General features: G+C 59.0%; 14 protein-coding genes. 9 read left to right on the forward strand and 5 right to left on the reverse strand.

Going from position 1 to position 19,484, the window contains the following annotated elements; genetic code table 11:
- Positions 1–59 precede the first annotated feature (59 nt).
- The 3 genes from BLU04_RS15330 to BLU04_RS16665 all read left to right on the forward strand — a co-directional run bounded on the left by BLU04_RS15330 (position 60) and on the right by BLU04_RS16665 (position 3,805).
- Positions 60–2,066, forward strand: coding sequence for an AAA family ATPase (locus tag BLU04_RS15330; RefSeq protein WP_093287979.1), 2,007 nt, complete (start codon positions 60–62; stop codon positions 2,064–2,066).
- A gap of 121 nt (positions 2,067–2,187) precedes the next feature.
- Positions 2,188–2,742 (forward strand): hypothetical protein, encoded by a 555-nt coding sequence (locus tag BLU04_RS15335; protein WP_162274701.1) that lies wholly within the window; start codon positions 2,188–2,190, stop codon positions 2,740–2,742.
- On the forward strand, positions 2,729–3,805 hold the full coding sequence (locus BLU04_RS16665) for a hypothetical protein (RefSeq protein WP_157895407.1): 1,077 nt from the start codon (positions 2,729–2,731) through the stop codon (positions 3,803–3,805). The genes BLU04_RS15335 and BLU04_RS16665 overlap by 14 nt, the downstream gene beginning before the upstream one ends.
- Positions 3,806–3,821: 16 nt before the next feature.
- Here the strand turns inward: BLU04_RS16665 and BLU04_RS15345 are convergent, their stop codons facing one another.
- Positions 3,822–5,144, reverse strand: coding sequence for a hypothetical protein (locus BLU04_RS15345; RefSeq protein WP_093287985.1), 1,323 nt, complete (start codon positions 5,142–5,144; stop codon positions 3,822–3,824).
- A 225-nt stretch (positions 5,145–5,369) separates the two neighbouring features.
- On the opposite strand from BLU04_RS15345, the gene BLU04_RS16670 reads away from it, so the two are divergent.
- On the forward strand, positions 5,370–5,759 hold the full coding sequence (locus tag BLU04_RS16670) for a helix-turn-helix transcriptional regulator (protein WP_157895408.1): 390 nt from the start codon (positions 5,370–5,372) through the stop codon (positions 5,757–5,759).
- A 47-nt stretch (positions 5,760–5,806) separates the two neighbouring features.
- On the opposite strand, the gene BLU04_RS15350 is transcribed toward BLU04_RS16670, so the two are convergent.
- Positions 5,807–8,044 carry an AAA family ATPase gene (locus BLU04_RS15350; RefSeq protein WP_093287987.1) on the reverse strand — a complete coding sequence of 746 codons (2,238 nt, stop codon included), beginning with the start codon at positions 8,042–8,044 and terminating at the stop codon, positions 5,807–5,809.
- A gap of 246 nt (positions 8,045–8,290) precedes the next feature.
- Here BLU04_RS15350 and BLU04_RS16675 point away from each other — a divergent pair, with 246 nt between their 5' ends.
- Entirely contained in the window at positions 8,291–8,464 is a 174-nt protein-coding gene (locus BLU04_RS16675; RefSeq protein WP_157895409.1) for a hypothetical protein, read from the forward strand.
- A gap of 366 nt (positions 8,465–8,830) precedes the next feature.
- Here BLU04_RS16675 and BLU04_RS15355 read toward each other — a convergent pair whose 3' ends face one another.
- Positions 8,831–10,786: a sodium:proline symporter gene (locus BLU04_RS15355; protein ID WP_093287989.1), complete on the reverse strand. Its 1,956-nt coding sequence runs from the start codon at positions 10,784–10,786 to the stop codon at positions 8,831–8,833.
- A 208-nt stretch (positions 10,787–10,994) separates the two neighbouring features.
- Between BLU04_RS15355 and BLU04_RS15360 the strand changes: the two genes are divergently transcribed.
- On the forward strand, positions 10,995–12,146 hold the full coding sequence (locus tag BLU04_RS15360) for a serine hydrolase domain-containing protein (protein WP_093287992.1): 1,152 nt from the start codon (positions 10,995–10,997) through the stop codon (positions 12,144–12,146).
- Between the two features lie 29 nt (positions 12,147–12,175).
- Here the strand turns inward: BLU04_RS15360 and BLU04_RS15365 are convergent, their stop codons facing one another.
- Both BLU04_RS15365 and BLU04_RS15370 read right to left on the reverse strand, forming a co-directional pair.
- Positions 12,176–13,498: an acetylxylan esterase gene (locus BLU04_RS15365; RefSeq protein ID WP_093287994.1), complete on the reverse strand. Its 1,323-nt coding sequence runs from the start codon at positions 13,496–13,498 to the stop codon at positions 12,176–12,178.
- A 15-nt stretch (positions 13,499–13,513) separates the two neighbouring features.
- Positions 13,514–15,484 carry a sialate O-acetylesterase gene (locus BLU04_RS15370; protein WP_162274702.1) on the reverse strand — a complete coding sequence of 657 codons (1,971 nt, stop codon included), beginning with the start codon at positions 15,482–15,484 and terminating at the stop codon, positions 13,514–13,516.
- A 216-nt stretch (positions 15,485–15,700) separates the two neighbouring features.
- Between BLU04_RS15370 and BLU04_RS15375 the strand changes: the two genes are divergently transcribed.
- The 3 genes from BLU04_RS15375 to BLU04_RS17120 all read left to right on the forward strand — a co-directional run bounded on the left by BLU04_RS15375 (position 15,701) and on the right by BLU04_RS17120 (position 19,408).
- Positions 15,701–16,783 carry a LacI family DNA-binding transcriptional regulator gene (locus tag BLU04_RS15375; RefSeq protein WP_162274703.1) on the forward strand — a complete coding sequence of 361 codons (1,083 nt, stop codon included), beginning with the start codon at positions 15,701–15,703 and terminating at the stop codon, positions 16,781–16,783.
- A 145-nt stretch (positions 16,784–16,928) separates the two neighbouring features.
- A complete protein-coding gene (locus BLU04_RS15380) occupies positions 16,929–17,747 on the forward strand; it encodes a LamG domain-containing protein (RefSeq protein WP_093288003.1) in 819 nt (272 codons plus the stop codon).
- Positions 17,748–17,812: 65 nt separating this feature from the next.
- The gene (locus BLU04_RS17120; protein ID WP_093288006.1) at positions 17,813–19,408 is read left to right on the forward strand and encodes a sialate O-acetylesterase; all 1,596 of its coding nucleotides are present in this window, start codon (positions 17,813–17,815) and stop codon (positions 19,406–19,408) included.
- Positions 19,409–19,484 lie beyond the last annotated feature (76 nt).

Below are 19,484 nucleotides of genomic sequence, written 5' to 3' on the forward strand. Positions count from 1 at the left end.
ACAAAATGATCCAAACGCCGCTTGTCTGCCCCCTAATTGTCAACTATTGAAGAGGGGAGATGATCCACTTCCCTATTTTTGAAAGACTCGAGGTCAAGAATTACGGGCTGTATCCGGGAACCAAAAAGCAGCCAGGCATCGACATCCACTTCAAATCAGGTCTAACGCTGATCCTTGGCGCAAACGGCCTCGGGAAGACAACCCTAATAACGATCATCTATCGAATGCTTGCTGGGGCATATGATCTGCCGCAGACAACGCTTGACGGAACCGAACTGGGAGGATCTTCCTTAGAAATCAAACCTCTAAGCGCCCAGGATAAAGCACAGTTCGCAAGCCGAGTGCAAGATGTCGCAGCCAATGCCACTGCAACGCTAACATTTTCAATTGGAAAAAAGCAGCTCACGATTCAGCGTCAACTAAACAATCTGAATCTTATTTCATTCCAAGGCCAGGGCGTTGGGCCGATTAAAGAAGAAGCGACATACCAACAATTACTACCCAACTTCTCCGGCCTGCCCAACTTTGGCGATTGGCTACTGCTGCTGCGGTTGATGGTTTTTTATTTCGAAGATAGAAGAGAGTTGGTTTGGGATAAATCCGCCCAACGACATATTTTCAGAACGCTCTTTCTCCCCGCCGAAGAGGCTGACACCTGGTACAAACAAGAACGCGCTCTGTTGACCCTAGACAGCCGATATCGAAATGATACAGCAGCCCTGAATCGCCTAAAAAAAAGGGTGAACGATGGAGAAAAGGCCGTGGGCGACGTAACATCTCTGCGCGCTGAACTCGACACATTATTGAGTCTTCAAGAAAATGATGATCGAAAGCATGGTGAGTTAGCGACCCAGGCGGACGACCTGGATAGCAGGCGCCATGGCCTAAGACGAGATTTGCTTCAGGCTGAACTAGAGGTCGACAAGAGCGCTCGGATTCTAGAGCACGAAAAACTGGAGCTACTCAAAAATCACTTCCCCTCGGAGAAGAATACATCTTTGTATCTTTACTCCGTACTCATTGCTCAAAATCATTGCGCCGTTTGCGGTCACGAAGCCAAATCAACAGCCGACGAGCTCTCGGAACGAATCACCAATCTTAAATGCGTTGTTTGCAAACACGACCTTGATCCAACCCCTTCAGATAAAAACATTGTTTCTTTTTCCAAAGAGAAAGTGAAATTGCTTCGCGAGAAACTAGAACAGGATAAGCAACGAGTATCCGCATTAAGGGATCAACTCAAAGACACCTCCGATCAATACGACCGGACCGCAGATCAGCTAATTCAAATTCGCGCAGAAATCGCAGAGCGCGGGAAGCAGATAAATCGAATCGAAAATGCCCTACCAAAGGATAATAAAGCAGTAGCTAAAGATAAATCACAGCTTTCAGAACTAACCAAAGCATTAAACGCGGACAAAGCAGAATTGAGCAAACGCGCCGGCGACTTGAAAACCTTGATCGTTCAAGCCAACTCACGGATAAGCAGCTACTCAACTGCAATCAAAGAAGCCTTTGCCAATTATGCTGAAGGCTTTCTCACCGAGAAAGTGCATCTGAAATGGTCTCCAGTAAGCGAAAAATTAGGACAAACTGGTATCACCAAGATCAACTTCCCCGCATTCGATTTAGAAATGAGCGGCTCCAATTTCACCATGCCGGTGCCTCGGAGCGGGCCTAGCGCAGTATCGGAGAGCCAACGAGAATTCATCGATCTGGCATTCCGAATGGCTTTGGTAAAGGTGGCCGGCGGAAACCTTGGCGGCTCTTTAATAATTGATGCGCCAGAATCCTCCTTAGACGCGTTCTTCGTGAAGAAGGCAGCCAAAGTCCTTTGTCGGTTTGGATCGCCTGACTCCAAAAATCGACTGATAGTAGCCTCCAACTTGATCGATGGGCAACTTTTACCCGAAATGATCAAGGGCGGAATACCTTTGACTGAACAAACCGAACGGCTTGTCGATCTCTTGAAAATTGCGGTACCTACAGCCGCTCTACGGGAAAATCGGGCCGAGTATGAAGGTGATCTCAAGAAGATATTGCGAGCGGGAGGCCTTCGTGAATAGAGACCATACCCCTAGTCTTCTTGCGCCGGCCGCGCCTAAAAGACGATGGCTTCGAATATTGGCTATTTTGGACGCTTGCCACGCCGTGGGTCTGACGCCTATTACGACCCGGTCGTTGCATGTGATCGCCTACCTTTCCGAAGCTCTGGCTCCCATATGGGGTCTGGAGCCAATGGAGGGAAGAGTCTTGAAACAATCAACGGCCCCCTACTACCCCATGCTACAACAAGATGTTGATCATCTGATCGGGATGGGATTGATTCAGGTCGATGATTTGCAGATCCTGCGCATTGACCACAATGGTGATGAATCGCTCGTTTTGGTTCCGAAAATTAGATTAGATCTGCAACGCACCGAAGAAATCCTGGAGGCACTCCGAGATCTACCCGGAGAAAAGCGAACTTTGAACTTCTTCCACGAAGTTGTGCAAGCCTTCTCGAGGCTATCTGATGAGCAAGCCCCCGATTCAATGAGCGAGGATGCTACTTATGGAAATCCAGCCGTAGACGCAGGGCAAGTTATCGATCTTGGAGAGTGGCTCAACGCCGAAGAGACACCAACATCACATACCGCCGATCGGATCCGTAGGTTGTCCAGCGAGGAATCCAATCCCGCTGAAATTATTGACATGTACGTTAACCACATTGCTTATCGGATGGGCCATGGACGAGCTTAAATTTGGACTCTGGAATAACGCTGATTCAGAGACAGCGAACCGCCAATATAGCGGGAGTGGCTATTACGCTTCGTTACCCAATGAAGCACGCTTCATCCACAGCGTCGCAAAGATTCTCGCGCATAGGAACGCTAAGGATAAAGCCTCGCTTTGCTCTGCACACTCTTTATATATTTTAGCGCCTGTTCCTGAAGGCAAAGGCATTGCGACCAAACGCCAAGCGACCTTCAGCCAAGGCGGCGTAAACGTCGCAGGAAATATCTGGTTCGGAGCTGAAGCCATGAACTCGAGTAATGGCATTCCCATTCCTGAGGGGGCTGATTCTGATGAGTTATTTAAGTATGTCTCGCAGACCTTGGCTTCTGGAGATCGGCCTGCCATTTACTTTGACGGATCAGCTAATAACGCCGTTCTGCGTTTCTATCCCAAAGGGGTGGATGATCCAGATACCTGCGAAGATATATCTTTTGATGGAGCATCCATCAATGACACAACTCTAAAAGATATTCTGGATAAAATTCATGAGCGGTCGTTGTTGACGCCAACCGCCTCCTTGGTCTCTAGCAGACTTTGGAAAGACAACAAAAAATGCCATCCCTCTGACGAAGCTGAAAATGTTGTTCAGAGCATTGTGGAAATCGGACTCGCCCATGCGCTTGGAAATGTGCGAGTAAGGCGCGAAGAAACGAGCGAATTCGGTCGTTATGATTTGGCCCTAATTGAGCAAGACCCACTGAATCCAGCGCAGATAACCAGCCATGCCATTCTTGAACTGAAAATCGTTAAGGACTTCACTAGTTCCGGAAAGAAAGTCGCCGAAATCTCAAACCGTCGAGCTGTCGTAAAAGGGCTAAAACAGGCCTTCGCCTATCGTAACGTGCACGGCTCACGCATTTCGATCCTTTGTTGCTATGAGATGCGTCCTAAGCACACCCTAGGGAAAAAGCCTGCTTGTAATGTTGCGAAGAAACTAGAAGTTCATTTTTGGGCGTGGCCCTTATTTTCAACAACAGAAGCGGCTCGAGATGCGCTTGTGGCAAGCAAGTTGAAAAAGACCAAATAAATCAGGCCCCGAGGAATCACCGCTTGCGTGGTCCCTGCTTTCTGAGGACGATCAACGATTCGTCCAATTCTTTCTGCCCTCCCTGCTGCGCTGAAACCCGCATTGATCGGAAAGGCTCAACCGTGATGACTCTGTATCCCATTGAAGGTGCGAGCTCTTCAAGAATCATTCCTGTAAGCACGGGAATATCGGCGTATTGACTATCACCGATCACAGCCCACGTTTCCCCTTCTGCAGAAAGTCGTGCGTGAAGACCATCCAGAATCACCTTCATGTCGTGGAAATAGCCACCAACCATCTCAGGAATCCAGGGGCTCCAAAGATCTTTGCGCACTTTTTCCAATTTCTTGAGCGTCTTGTTCAGGAGCTCAGATTCATTTGGCGCGATCGGATACGTTCGCTTGATTTGGACGTGCGAACATAAAGTCGATTCACGCAGCGTTCGATTGCCCTCGGCGTGAGACAAATAGCCGAGCATCCACAACTCAACGTTATAGACATCAGTGTAATCAAACGAATTGGGATATGGGGGAGAAAAAACAGCACCATCAATAGGGCCAAATTCGTTCACGGTTTTTCTGCTATCACCACGAATCAGCGTGTAGTTCCGTTCTTTTCGAAACCGATATTCGTGAGCTTCGACGATCGCTTTCCGAGAACGATCAGAAAAAAGAGCATCGAACTCGTCGACCGAAACAAAGCGAGAATCCCAGCCTTGACGATAACGACGCCCTTTTCCATTGATAACAACATTGCTAACTTGAATGAGCATTCCACCCAGCTGAACGCGAAAAAAGCGACGATGGGTCGGATCAGGTAGGGTGTCGATTGCATTCAGATAAGCCGCAATCCTTTGAGCAATCGGTTTGTCAAATATCCAACGATTCTTGTTCCTCGCCTCAATGAAAGTGGGGGGGAGTGATGAGAACTGTTTCAATGAGGATTCGCCCCTTTGCGCGACGCGAACAATTCGCGATAAGCTCCGAACCAATCTGTCAGCGTCATAGGAACAGAGCTTTGCTTCAATCAGGTCTGCGAGATAAGGATTAATCTCCGATGTGACAGGCTCGATGCCAAGAAATTGGCAAGCGAGAGCAGTTGTCCCCGAGCCTCCAAAGGGATCCGCACAGCGGAGAATATCTCGTTTAGAGTCCTTAGCGGCACGAGCAACGATTTCAGGTGCGAAAGCTTCCTTGAAGTGGTGCCAACCCTGGAACGGCAACTTTTCTGAACCTGCATTAGTGCCCAGCGACGATACAACTCTATTTCGAGTCCAGGACTCCAACGGCACATGGAGAACGTCAGCGCTTTCCAGAGGCTTAATTCCAATATCTTCCATAAGGCTCCTTTAGCTAAAGAGATTTCATCGCAGGCGGATTAAGAGGCACTTTCTTGGACCAGATCCTGCAACCTTCGTCCAAATAGCTTTCCGTCTCCTTCATCTTTCACGAGATGAAGGAGCGCTAGCCGAATGATTTGCGCAAGAGATCGGCTGAAGAGAGGCCCCCTATAATCTGAGGAAGGGAGAAGCGGTGCTACCTGAGGCTCGGAGAAAAGATTGATCATGTTTGGATTGTCCCGCGAATGTGCTTTGACCAATGCCGAAAAATATGCAAATATGCAACATAAAATGCATTTTTCCTTCAAAAGCCCCACCGAAATTCATAAGGAGCTCTGCGCTAGCGGTGTCTTTACCGAGGAAAAGCAGAAGGATCTTGCAGAGAAGATAGGTGTGGATCAGGGAACTATTTCTAGAATTGCATCAGGCCGCTTCAAAAGAGTGAACAAGTCGGTCCTGGAATTATGCAAATATGCAAAAGTAGAAGCTTCCAGAGGATACCCGCTAAGTGACCTTCGTTCCCTTCTAGACCACCAATCTGATACTAGTGATCCTTCAAAGAAAAAGATCATTAATATTATTGGTTTAGCGGTTGAATTGTTGGAACGCCCTTAATGCAACCGCGCTAGGCGAATTTCATATCTCGCAGAAATGCCTGCACATCAGACGGCTACCGGCGTCACGACTCTTTCTTGATAAGCGTCTCCCATCATCATTTTGTAATGGGCCTCGTGCTTTGATTTTTCAAAAACTGATCGGAACACCTCTAGATAGGGCTCCACCATCGAGCTATCGATAGACACGTAAACGTCATCATGGGCGAAATGCGATCCATCGTTCACCCAAGAGAACAGGGATTTGCAGATGTGCTTTTCCTTGCCCTCAAACATCGCGCATATCTTGTCGGGATCGACTCCTCCCAGAATCTTGAAGTAGTTCTCCAAGATTCTGCGGAGCGTATTCTGAATCGTTAGATTTGAACGGTCTGCCCTTCGCACTTCGCCCCATAGCAGCTCATAAGACGTCTTGATCGGATTGGAAGCGTGCTTTTCCACCTTCGAGAGCAAATCGGGTTTCCGAACAATCCAGAAGGTTTCCTCGCTATGCATGGCGGCATTGTTGGAGCGCCTCGGATTGAAGGTGACCTCTTTGTGGAAGTACACGTTATGCGTCAGGACAAAAACTTGTTTGATATGCCCTATCCCATCCCTCACCTCCTCGAATATCCCTTTGATGAGGCTGCTCACGATAAACAAGATATCACTATCAAGGCTGGAAACCGGATCGTCGAAAACCACTATCCGATCCGCTGTCATTCCGCTGTCCGAGGCGCTTCCTTTAAGGAGGTGATAGAAATAGAGGAACGTCACAAAGGTTTTCTCACCCTCGCTTAGGGTCGCCTTTGCGTCGGTATTGTCCGCTCGGACAAGCTTGTACGAGATGCCGTTGGCGGCTTCGGCCAATGAAAAGCCTCGGAAACCGAAGGATTTGAGTAGGTCGTTTATCGCGACTATGGTCGGCCGAATGCTGGTCGCTTGTTTTTCAAACTCTCTGATCTCGGCCTCTTTCTTTGCTTTATCCGCAGTGGCAGCTTGAATCTTTTCCGTCATAGAAGCGACGGCCCTATCCAAGCTTTCTCGGGAGGATTTGTATGCATCGAGGTCGGCTTTCAACTCTTCCAAAACGAATCTCCACACTTGGGTCTTCAGCGTAAGCCGCTCTTGGCCAAGATTCGCCACCATTTGGTTGTGCTGGAGAACAAGACCATTTGCCCGGCTAAGGATAGCTTCAATCTCTGCCAGCACATTGGAGAGAGATTCCAGTTCTACTACCTGGCTCGCTTCCTTCTTTTTCCCGGCAAGCCGCTGAATGTTGAGGGACACCTTCGCATCGAACAGTTCCTTTTCGGACTTCAGCTTTTCGATGTCGAGAAACCGAGGCGCCGCCGTGAGAAGTGAATCCAACTGTTGCTGTAAACGAGCGGAATCGGTCTGATAATTGGTGGCGAGATCGTCGATGGCCTTGCTGTCAGCTACGAAAGTTTCATCGAAGTATTCGTTCAGACTCGAGGCAAAGGACTCCTCGGTCTTTTGCTGGCAAAACGGACATACTTTTTCGGTTTCGTCATAAAATGTGCGCCCTTCTTTGACCCAGTCGCTATTGCCGAGCTTCTTAATTATGGCAGCTATGTCGACATCGGCCTTGCCTATAACCCGCTTCGCTAAGATTGGATTGCTCTCGTGACCTAAGAGGATTGCGCTCTCAATGGCCGCGACATCGGGCACAACGGAAGGAGTATCTCCAAAAACGGTAGAAGCCTTCCTTTCCAGCTCATCCAAAGGAACCAAGGGAACCGTGTTGGTAGCCCATTCTTGGAGAACTTTGGCTTTGAACTTATCCGAACTTGCCCGCACCCCTTCAAAAGCCCCTTGCAGTTTGGCATCATGTTTGGTCTTCGTCGCCCAACACTTGTCTTTCAGCACTACTTCAAGAGCCGCTATCTCCCCCTTTTTTCCTGAATTGCCGTCTTCTCCCTCTAATCCTTTTGTCAGGACTTCGATCTTACCTGTAAATGCATCCACCTCAGCCTTAGCAGCGGCAATCTTCGATAAGGTGTCGGCTTGCTTTTCTCCCAAGGTGAAGACGCCTTTGAGCTCCGTCGACTGATTGAAGTTCTTATCGACGAAATCGTGATTGTAGACCATCGGCTGCAGGCGCGTTCCACCTTTCCAAGTGATTTGACAGGAAGGAAAATCTGCCTCTTCGGCGATCACTCGACTGACAGTCGTCTTGCCGGTCCCGTTAGATCCAAAAACGAAATTGAACTTGGACAACTCATGCAACGACTCCGGTGCTCCGCGATATGTCGCAACATCAGCAATTTTGATGGATTCGATCATGGGGGGCGTGTGCTTATGGACTGGAGGGTTTGCCTATCAGGTCAGAGCGGCATGAAATGCGAAATCGTCGCTTGATTTCGTGCCACATAAGAACCCTATCAACGCATTTGACGCCTTTGCAACAATCTTCAGGCAGTTGCACGAATCTCACCAAAAATATTGGGTTTAGGTCACCACCCCGCCTCCGTATGGGTTATATAAGCCCTGGTCGTCCCTCCTGGGCAGAAACCTTACAGGAGAAATATCGTGAAACAGTTAGTCTTCGCCATCGCACTGATCCTAAGCCTCGCGCTTGCCGCCTGGCGGGCCTACATCCGCCCAACCCCACCGACCATTATCAACAATTACAATGTCAGCATCCAGGGCAGCCAAATCGGTACGTTCGCAACACCGCATGCAAACGCCGGAAATCGCGAATGAGTCGAGAAGCTCTCAAAACGATAGATAAGAGATGTGCCCATCAAGAGAGGGACTTTTACCCGCACTGTTTGGGAGAAAGGCACTTTCAGCTCCAACCGAGTGCCAGTAAATCTCTCCTTCTTTTCGACTCTATGCCCTTTCTTGCTCTAGTAGGACAGGGGGAGTTTCAAGTCGCCCGACAGGAGAGGTGAAACTCCTCCCACCGGGAAGAAAAGAGGGTCTGAATCCGAATCCGGCACGCTTTGCGGACTCAATCGCGCAGGAGAACGCCAAAGGGACGTCAGCTCCGCCTCGAAACCGGCGGCGGAAGGGGCGGCGGAGAAACGCGCCGAGCCCCTCGCCCTCCCTCTCTGGGCCCTCCCACTCCTATCCCTTTTCGTCGAGATTATGGTGGTTCTTCACGGTGCCGTCGTCCAAGTGATCGACCCGCTCGCTCCGCAGATGGGCAAAGAACCGGGCGATGCCCCTCAACCCGCCCCATGTAAACCAGATCCCGGTCGCCAGCGCGAAGAAGATCGGAAACCCGATCGCGATGACGTGCCAGAAAGAGGGCCAGAACGAATCGGGCCAGGGCGCGTAGTAATTCCACATGGTCCCCACGATGAACATCGTCGTAAACAGCATGCTCCATCCGAAGAGGCCGCCCGCGATCCACTTGTCCCCGGTCGAGAAATCCTTGTCGATCCCGATCAGGCGGGCCAGCAAGGGAGGCCGCTTCGCCGCCGCCGCGCCGATCGTCTTCGGCTCTTCGGAGAGGGCGTAGGCACCGCGATGGAGCATCCGGTCCATATTGAAATCCTCCCTATTCGTCAGCAGCGAGACCACGACGAAGAGCGTGATCGAGATGAGCGAGGCCCCGAAGGAAATCTCGATGCCGTTGAGCGGGAAATGGGGATCGAGCTGCCGGGCGATGATTCCCCCCACCGAGAGAGACGACCCGGTGAGGAGCGCCGCCCACGCCCCCGCCGTCGTCGCCTTTTTCCAATAGAGCCCCCCGATGATCACCGCCCCGATTCCGCCGACGTAGATCGCCGCCGTCACTGACCACCACATCACCACGTAATCGACCTGCCGGTAGAATGTCCCGAAGAGAAACGCGAACAGGGCCACCCCGATGATCGAGCAGCGGAGCGCGAAGATGTGCTGCTTCGGACCGAACGGCTTCTTCCGCAACGGGACGAGGATGTCCTGCACGAAGATGCTCCCCCACGAATGGAGGTGGGTCGCATCGCCGCCGAAGACTCCCATGAGGAAGATCGCGCACAGGACCCCCTTGATGCCAATGGGCAAAAGATGGGCGACGGCGACCGGCATCCGCATCTGGTTCTGGATATGGGGATCGGAAATCCTCCCGATCTCGGCGGTCACCGAGGCCGCCTGGGATGCGAAATCGGGATGGGCGAGGAACGTCATCGCGCAGACGCCGAGAAGGGTGACGACCGCCGTCTTTCCCATTTCCCGCCACCGGCTCAGGATGTTTCCCATCCGCGCCTCGTGCGGCGTGCGGGCCGCCCCCAGGTACCCCGCCGCGTTCTGCCATGCCATCGTCCCATAGATGCCCACAAAGAGCCCCATCAAGACGTACCAGATATTGAAGTCCTTCACCTTCATCGAATCGAAGGGATTGAGGAGGGAGTGCCCGGCGGGACGGTCCTGCAATACCGTGACGATCTCCGACCAGTTGAACATCAGGAGCAGCGCGCCGATGATCAGCAGGTAGAACAGCTGGGCGATGATTCCCTCCAGGCAATTGATGACCATCACGGTGATCAGCCCTCCCGTCAGGCTCACGAACAGCGAGAGCGAGAGGAACGCCCCCATCAGGAGGACATAGGTGGGGCAGGCCATCCCGAGAAAGGAAACGTGCTCCGGGAAACCCCAGAAATAGGCCAGGCAGCGCGCCCCGACGGCGGGGATGATCCCGAAGTTCAGGATGCCGGCGAAGAAGCCGAGGAACCCCGTGAAGAGGCGCAGGCGCTTGCTGTAGCGAAGCTCGAAATACTGCGCCAACGTCATCGCCCGGGTCTCCCGAAAGCGGTAGATGACAAACCCCGAGATCCCGATGATCAGGCCGACCGGACCCGTCAGCCATCCCCACCAGGAGAGCGCGAACCCCGAGCGGGAGATGACCTCGAACATCGCCACGAAGACGACGGCTCCCGCCTGGAGTTCCCCTCCCGCGATGGAGAGGAGATAACGGTCGGCCGACCGCCCCCCCACCATGAAGTCGGAGACCCCCCGGATGTACTTCCGGCAATAAAGCCCCACGACCAGGACGACGAGGACCGGGGCGAAGGCGATGAACCAATCGAGCAACGTCATGATTCGAGCTTGCGAGCCACCCACCCGAACGTCCGCAATGACAAAAGTTCCAGCATGACCAGTAAATCAAATCCGGTTTAGATAAAAACATTCCACCGAAAACAAAGCAAGCGCGGTTTCCAGTAGGAAGGCCGACGGCCACGATTCTAATTCGGATTAGAAAATAGGGTGCATTACGAAACGTCGCCGGATATATTTCCGCCACCCTATGGCATCGACCCCCACCCCGTTCCATTCCGAAGCTTCCCTCCCGGAACGTCTCCAATCGTGGCTTGGGAGTCGTCTCTTCGCGGGTACGGTGACACTGGTCGCCGGTCGGGAGGGGGTGCTTGACGTTCAGGCGGTGGGTTATGCCGACCTGGCTGCCGGGAAGCCGATCTCCCGGAACAGCCTCTTCTGGATCGCCTCCGTCAGCAAACCGATCACGGCGACCGCCCTCATGATCCTCGTCGACGAGGGAAAGATCGGGCTCGACGATCCCGTCGAATCCCATCTGCCCGAGTTCGCCGGGCAGCAGGTGGTCGAGCCCGACGGCTCGTTCCGGAAGCCCGGCCACCCGATTCGGATCCTTGAAATCCTCAGCCACACCAGCGGTCTCCCCTTCTCGCTAAAAAGCGAGGAGCCGACATTCGACCTCCTCCCCCTGCGGGAGGCCGTCCGGGGCTATGCGGCGGCGGCGCTTCAATTCGAGCCGGGAAGCGATTACCGCTACTCCAACGCGGGCATCAACACGGCGGGGCGAATCATCGAGGTCGTCAGTGGGATGCCTTACGAAGCCTTCCTGGAAGAGCGCCTCTTCGCCCCCCTGGGGATGCCGGACACCACCTTCACTCCCAACTCCGAACAGGCCGCACGGCTCGCCAAGACCTACCGTCCCTCCGCGAGCGGCGGCTTGGAGGAAATTCCGATCAGCCAGGTCAAGTATCCCGTCGACGGTCCCGGCCGCTATCCCTTCCCGGGCGGCGGCCTCTTTTCCACGGCGAATGACCTGGGCCGTTTCGGCACGATGCTGCTCAATGGGGGCACGCTGGACGGGCACCGGTATCTCTCCGAGGCCGCCCTCGCCGAAATGACGAGACGGCAGACCCCTCCCTCCCTGTCCCAATCCTACGGCCTGGGGTGGAGTGTCGGCGAAGGGGTATTCCATCATGGGGGAGCGTACCAAAACGATTTGTGGATCGACCGGAAACGAGGCTTCGCCGCCGTGTTCCTGGTCCAGCACGCGGGGGACTGGGGAAATGGGGAAGGCCGGGATATTCTTCCCGCTTTCCGTACCGAGGCCGCCCGGCTGGCGACGGGAAACGAGGCGGCCGACGGGTCCCAGACCTCGGTCGTCTCCGAAGGCTCGACCTACCGGTAAGGACGAAACGGGCCGCCCGGAGTCGATCCTTACGGAGACCCCGGAGGGACGGACTCCTTCTGCGAGTCTTTTTGCTTCAGGATGCGCCGCCGCATCTCCTCGAGAACCGACGCCTCGATCTTGTGAGGCGAGGAGACGGAGGTAAGCATCTCCTTTTTGCCAGGGAGGGCGTCGTAGGCGACGTAGCCGCTCGTCGGGGGGGCCACCTGGTCGATGAAGGCCACCGCGAAGCAGGCGGGAACGCGGACGCGCGAGGCGAAGTTGACGGAGTCGAAATAACGGGCCGCCTCCAGCACGGCGGCATCGGGCTTCCCGTCGGCCCCCACGGGGACGAGCCGGGGCCAGCCCGGCACGCGCCCCACGACCATCCCCGAATGATCGCACATGGCCGGAACGGAGGCCGAGAGGTAGGTGACGCGCCGGTCCTCGGCGGCGACGAAGATTGCCTGCGCCCCTCCCTGGCTTCCTCCGTTTGCGACGAGCACCTTGCCGTTCCACTCCGGCTGCGAGGCGAGGAAATCGACGCCGCGGAGATCGCGCAGGAACATGTTCAGGAAGTAGACGGTCTCGCGGGAAGTTCTCCCGAAGAAGGGATAATCCTTCAGATCCCCCTGTTCCAGGCCGACGTAATAGGCGGCGTCCTTCCCGTTCGGGAGGCCGTGGGCGTTGACCTCCAGGGAGAGGAAGCCCTCCTTCGCCATGCGAAGGAGCCACGGCTCCGTGCGGGTGTTATAGACGCCCGCCCCCTCGAGGGTGATGATGGCGGGCAGGGACTTCGGGGCGGCGTGGGCGGGCCGGGCATAATAGCCTCGCATCGGCATGTTCCCCACGGCGGGGGCCTCGACGTCGAAGAGCTCGATGCCGGGCTGCGGCGGCGGCAGGGGCGTCATCGTCGCATTGAGCGGGACGGCGGCCAGTTCCCTTTTCTTTCCTTCCCAAAAGGCGTCGAAATCGTCAGGCACCGGAAGGCTGGGCCGAAGGAGGAGCGGATCGACGGCGGCGGCACCGATGCCCGCGGCCTTCCCCCCCTCGGCCGCGAAGACCGCCTTGCACTGGAGAAAGCCCGGCTCGTCGAGCTGGCCCGTCACCGTCGCCTTCCCCTCCTTCACGGCGGCGACGCCCTGGCGGACGGGAGGGACGCCGTCCTTCGTCAGGGACCAGGTCACCTCCCCCTCCGGCACGGGGAGCCCGCCGCGCAGGACGGAAATGGAGAACGTCACCGTCTCCCCGACATGATACATCGCGTCGGGCCGGTCGGCGGCGATCGTCAGGGAGAAGGGAGCGGGCTCGGCCCAAGCCGCCGCGACCCACGCAAAGGCCGCGCCGAGAAGGATGAAGGAAAATCGGATCATGGCGGGTGAGAAGCGTCAGGGAGAGGCCGTGGGAAGGGTGAACTGGAAGGGCGAGGCGGGCAGCCCCGAGGCGCCGTAGAGATTGCCCGTGGGGTTGTCGGCCCAGGCGTAGCGGACGGCGACGGGCTTCGCGACGGCGGGCGAGGAGACGACGACGGTCTCCCCCTCGATGCGCGCGTCGGCCCAGGCCCATTTCCGGTCGGCGCCGCAGAGCGCGAAGCCTTCCAGGTCCCCGTTCGGGCTGTGCCGGACGAGCGGCTTCCGCTCGGGGGCGAGGTAGGTGGGCTGATAATCGGCGGGGAGAGGCCGGGCGGCGAGCCCGCCTTCGGCAAAGCGGAAGCCGAGGATCACGTTCCCGCCGTCGGCCGTCGCCGATTGGCAGACCGGGCCGGAGAACGGGAGGTTCTTCCCGTAGAATCCGCCGAGCGCGGCGAGGGCGACGCGCTCCCCCACCGGCCTCTTGTCGGGCGGATGGACATCCTTTTCGCCGAGGTCGACCAGGACGACGCCGGCCGTCTTGGGCAGGGCGAGGGCCTCCAGCTGCGCCTGCCGGATCTCGGCCCAGCGGCTCTCGGCGGGGGTCTCCCCCTTCGGCCCGTAATTGGGGAGCTGGCAGAGGACGAACGGGAGCTCCCTCCCCCAATGGCGGCGCCAGTCGCCGATGAGGACCTGGAGCATCTTCAGGTATTGGGCGCGCGGGCGGCCCGTGTCCTGCTCCCCCTGGTACCAGACGACGCCGGCGAGCGTCTCCTGCGCGAGGGGGGCGATCATCCCGTTGTAAAGCCGCCCCGCCACGTTCCGCGCGTCGGGCGCGCCGGGCACCTGCGGGCATTCCTGCCGCGCTGTGTCGGTCAGCGGCGGCAGCTCGAACTCGGCCTTGGCCTGCCACCCGTCGGCCAGCAGGGTGCGGGCCGTGCCGATGTCGAGGAAGGGAGCCGTCGAGAAGCCGCCCTTGTCGGTCGGCGTAAAGAGCCGGATCGCGAGGACGTTCGCCCCCTCGCGGGCGAGTTCCTTGGGAACGAGGTAGCGCCGCGTGTCGGACTTGCCGCCCGCCGTCGCCTCCGTCATGCCGCCGATCTTCTGGCCGTTCCAGTAGATCGCGTCGAAGTCGTGGGGCCCGCCGACGTCGAGCGAGAGGAGGCCCCCCGCCCCCGCGGCCGAGAGCGTCACCGTCCTCCGGAACCAGACCGCGCCCGCATCGGGCAGCCCGAGGTCCCGCTGGTTCCCCGGCAGGGAGACTTTCTTCCATCCCTGCTCCGAAGCGGCGTCGTCGAGGAACGGCGCGGGATCGGCCGCCTGGTCCTGGCGGCCCTGGGCCGCCTCCCAGAGGGGGAAGCGGGCGACGTAATCGGCCTTCTTCTGCGGATACTCGGCCTCCTGCTGGAGGCCGTGGTCGAGGATCCCCTTCAGCTCGGGATCGGCCTGGAGCGACTCCTCGCTCGTCCACGCGGTCGCGACGGTCCCGGCCCAGGCCGAAAGGACGATGCCGACCGGGGCATCGAGCGTCTTCTGGAGATCCTTCGCGAAATAATAGCCGACGGCGCTGAACGCCGCCGCCGTCGCCGGGCTCGCGGCGACCCACGCGCCCCGGCACTCCTCGGCAGGCTCGCCCGCGCTCTTCGCGTCGACGCGGAACTGGCGGAGACGGGGATTGGCCGAATGGGCGATCTCCTCGGCTCCGCCCAGGGCGCGATTCAGCGTGTAGGCCATGTTCGACTGGCCCGAGCAGAGCCAGACCTCGCCCACCAGGACGTCGGAGACCGTCACCCGGTTCGCCCCCTCCACCGTCAGGTCGAAGGGGCCTTCCTTGCTGGAGGAGAGGTCGAGCGCGACCTTCCATCTGCCGTCGGCCCCGGTCGTCGCCTCGCCCCGGATTTCCCCCAAGGAGACTTTCACCTTCTCCCCCGGCTCCGCCTTCCCCCAGACGGCGGTGGACGCCGAACGTTGGAGGACGAGGTGGTCCGAGAGGACCGGGGGAAGGGTCACCGCGGCGCCCAGAGGCCCGGCGGAGAAGGCAAGGGCCCATGCCAGGAGGAACACTCCGGGCCTCGGTGGAAGGATCGGCATGGGAAAATTCAAATTCGGATGTGATTTTGACCGATCCTCCCTGCCGAGTCAAGCTTCCCCTTCCCCATCCGCATGGGAGCGCAGTTGACGTCCCCGCGACTCCCCTCCATTCTCGAGGCTGGCTTTTTCCGAACCATGCCCGCCCCCAAGCCCAAGTCCAAAACCCGGCCGCAGCCCAAGCGCCGGGCCGCTCCCGCCCGCATCGCGTCGACCGCCGACCTCGCCGCCCACCTCGGCCTCTCCGAGTGGACCGTCTCCCGCGCGATCAACGGCCACCCCGAGGTGAAGGAGGCGACCAAGGAGCGGATCCGCAAGGCGATGGAGGAGACCGGCTTCCGCCCGAACCCCGTGGCCCGCAGCCTCAACGGGAAGAAACTGGGCATCATCGGCGTCTGCTTCCGCCGCTCCCTCAGCCCGATGATCGCGGGGAAAGTGACCCTCCTCGACGAACACCTCCGCCGGCACGGCTTCCAGGCCCTTCTCTCGATCAATCGCCAGGACGAGGAGAACGAAATCCGGATCCTGGCCGGATTCCACCACCTCCGGGTCGATGGCGTCATCCTCGTCGAGACCTACCTGAATCCCGCCCAGATCGAGGGCGCGTTGCGCGCCACGCCCCGGGCCTACGTCGACCCCTCCCATCCGGAACTGTTCCCGAAAGTCTTCCTCGACCGGGCGCGGGCCATGCAGATGATCGTCGATCACCTCGTCGCCTCCGGACGGCCCTCCCTCGGCCTCCTCGGCTTTTCGAGCGGCCAGCATCGGCGCTGGGAAGGGCTGGCCAAAGCGTTCCGCGCCCACGGCCTCAACCTCAAGGAGCTCCCGATCTTCGAGCTCGGACAACCGGGCGGCGAATCCTACGCGGAGGGCATCGCCCTCGCCGAGGCGGCTCTGGCAGCCAGGGCAAACCGGCGGCTCCCTGCCGCCTTCATCGCGTTGAACGACCAGATCGCGACCGGCGCGATCCAGCGCTTCCAGGAGGCGGGACTCCGCGTGCCGGAAGACGTGGCCGTCGTCGGCTTCGACAACCTCGACTCGGGCCGCTTCCTCAAGCCGACGCTGACCACGATCGACCAGCAGGCCGAGACGCTCATGAAACACGCCGTCTCGCTCCTCCTCGACCAGCTCGCGCGCCCCGGCGACGCCAAGCTCCGCGGACGCTCCGTCACCGTCGAGCCGGAGTTGATCGTCCGCATGTCGACCGGCGGCGCGGCCTGAGGCGTCCCCGCCCCGCAACTTCTCGGCGCCTCGCGACCTCCGGCACCCCCAAAGCGGCAAATGTCGCGCTTGACATTTCCACGGCTCGGATTAAAAATCACATCCGAATTTGATTTTGCTTTTTTGGCAACAAAATCCCCTCCCCATGAATCCCCCTTTTCCGGCCCGCCTCGGTCTCGGCCTTCTCCTCTTCCTGCCGCTCGGGGCGCGGGCGGAGCCTCCGGCCGACCCGATCCTGCGCTATGAGTTCAACGGCGGCTCCCAGCCCAAGGCCACCGAGGCCATCGGTTCGGGCGGAAGCCTCGCCGAAGCCTGGATGAAGGGTGCCGACGGCCATCCCGCCCCCCTCTGGAGCCTCGACGGGGAGGGCGTCACCGGGCAACCCGGGGACTATGCCCTCGATCTGCGCGGCGCGACGAGCATGGGGAACGAGGGTGCCGGCGGCTGTGCCGTCGTCCGCCACCCTCCCCTCGAAGGGATGAAGTCCTTCACCCTGACGGCCTGGATCAAAACGACTTCGATGCCCAATCACGGTGCCCGGGTCTTCGACTATTCGGGGCCGAAAGCGGGATTCATCGCGAGCTTCGATGGGGGAAAACTCGCCCTCCAGGTCAACGACCAGGGCCTCCGCTCCGAGAAGATCGTCTTCCCCGCCGCGAACGGCTGGGTCTTCCTCGCCATCACCTACGATTCGACCCGCGAGACCGACAACGTCGTCTTCTACCGGGGGGCCGACGGCGCCCTCGCCTCCGAGACGAAGACCCTCGCCCACCCCGAGGCCCCGGCCGAAAACACCGTGGGTTTCCTCTGCCTGGGGAACTGGGGAGCCGCCACCCGTCCGCTCCAAGGCCTCCTCGACAAGATAGCCGTCTACGGATCGCGCGCCGATGGATCGGGAGCCCTGAAGACCGACGAGATCGAGGCCCTCTTCTCCTCCGTCACCCCCGCCCCGGTCGCCCCCTGATAGTCCATGCCCCGCCCGCCCTCCCCTGCCCTCGCCAAGGCCGCCGCCCGCCCCGGCTCGAATCGATGAAATCCCGTCCTCCTTTCCCCATCCCGAAGACGGCGCAGGCCGCCCTCTTCGCCTGCGCCCTGGCGTTCCCTCCCTCGCTCTCGGAGGCCGTCACCCTCGCCGACATCTTCTCCGACCACGCCGTCGTCCAGCGGGGGGAAAAGACCCCCGTTTGGGGCACGGCCGCCCCGGGAGAAAAGGTCTCCGTCCATCTCGGCACGGCCTCGGCCGAGGCGACCGCCGGACCCGACGGCCTCTGGCGGACCGCCCTCGATCTCCGCAAGGAAGAGGACGGCCCCTTCGACCTCGTCGCCGACGGGGCGGACGGGAAGACAGTCCGTTCCGACATCCTCGTCGGCGAGGTCTGGATCTGCGCCGGGCAGTCGAACATGCACTACCACCTCTCCGACTCGACGGGCGGAGCCGAGGAGGCGGCCCAGGCCTCCGATCCGAAGCTCCGCTTCCTGAACCTCGGCATGAAAGTCGCCGAAGCCCCCACGACCGCGATCCGGGACAAGTGGGCCGCCTGCGACGCCAAGAGCGCCGGTGCCTTCTCCGGCGTCGGGTACCACATGGGGAAGGTCCTGCGGGAACAGTTGAACACGCCGGTCGGCCTCGTCGGGATCTCCTGGGCGGGGACGTGCATCGAGGCCTGGATGTCGCCGGAAGCCCTCTCCTCCGACGTCGATTTCAAGCCGATCCTCGACCGCTGGGAGAGGAAGCTGGCCGATTATCCGGCGAAGAAGGCCGAGTACGACCGGAACCGGGACGCCCTCCTCGCCGCCTGGCAGCAGGAGGCCGACAAGGCGAAGGCCGAGGGGAAGCCCGCCCCGTCGCGGGATTCGCTGGAGCCGCCCCACGGCGCGGGCTCGCTCGAAGAGCCTTCCGGACTCTTCCACGGGGAGGTCACCCCCGTCGCCCCCTACGGGATCGGCGGCATTCTCTGGTACCAGGGGGAACAGAACGTCGGCCGCGCCTTCCAGTACCGGAAGCTCCTTCCCGCCCTCATCGCCGATTGGCGGAAGCTCTGGGGCCGGGGCGATTTTCCCTTCGTCCTCGTCCAGCTCCCGAACTACGGGAAGCCCGAGACCCAACCCCGGTCGAATAACTTCGCCGAGCTGCGCGAGGGTCAGGCCCAGGCGGCGGCCCGGCTCCCCAACGCCGCCCTCGTCGTCACGATCGACGTCGGCGAGGAAGGCAACATCCATCCCAAGGACAAGAAGACCGTCGGCATCCGCGCCGGGCGGCTGATCGCGAAGGAGTTCTACGCCGCCCCCCTGCCCGGAGAGGTCCGGGGGCCGACGTTTCGGGACCTCGCCGTCGAGGGGGAAAGCCTCCGGGTCCGCTTCGACCACGCCGCCGGCCTCGCGACGAGCGACGGGCAGCCTCCGAGCGACTTCGCCGTCGCCGGGGCCGACGGCCGCTACGTCTGGGCCCAGGCCTCCATCGAGGGGGACGCCGTCGTCCTCCGGGCCCCGGGAATCCCCTCCCCGGCCACCGTCCGCTACGATTGGGCCGCCTCCCCCCGCGGGAACCTGCGCAACGGCGACGGCCTCCCCGCCGCCCCCTTCCGGACCGACTCCATGAAAGTCTCCACCGAAGGGATCAACTAGCCCTCCTCCTAAGCAAAGACCCTCATAACAATCGGACCGTTTTTCGGATAGGATCAGGTCGCCCCAACCCGAGAGT

It is taken from the genome of Verrucomicrobium sp. GAS474 (genome assembly GCF_900105685.1).
Taxonomy (GTDB): domain Bacteria; phylum Verrucomicrobiota; class Verrucomicrobiia; order Methylacidiphilales; family GAS474; genus GAS474.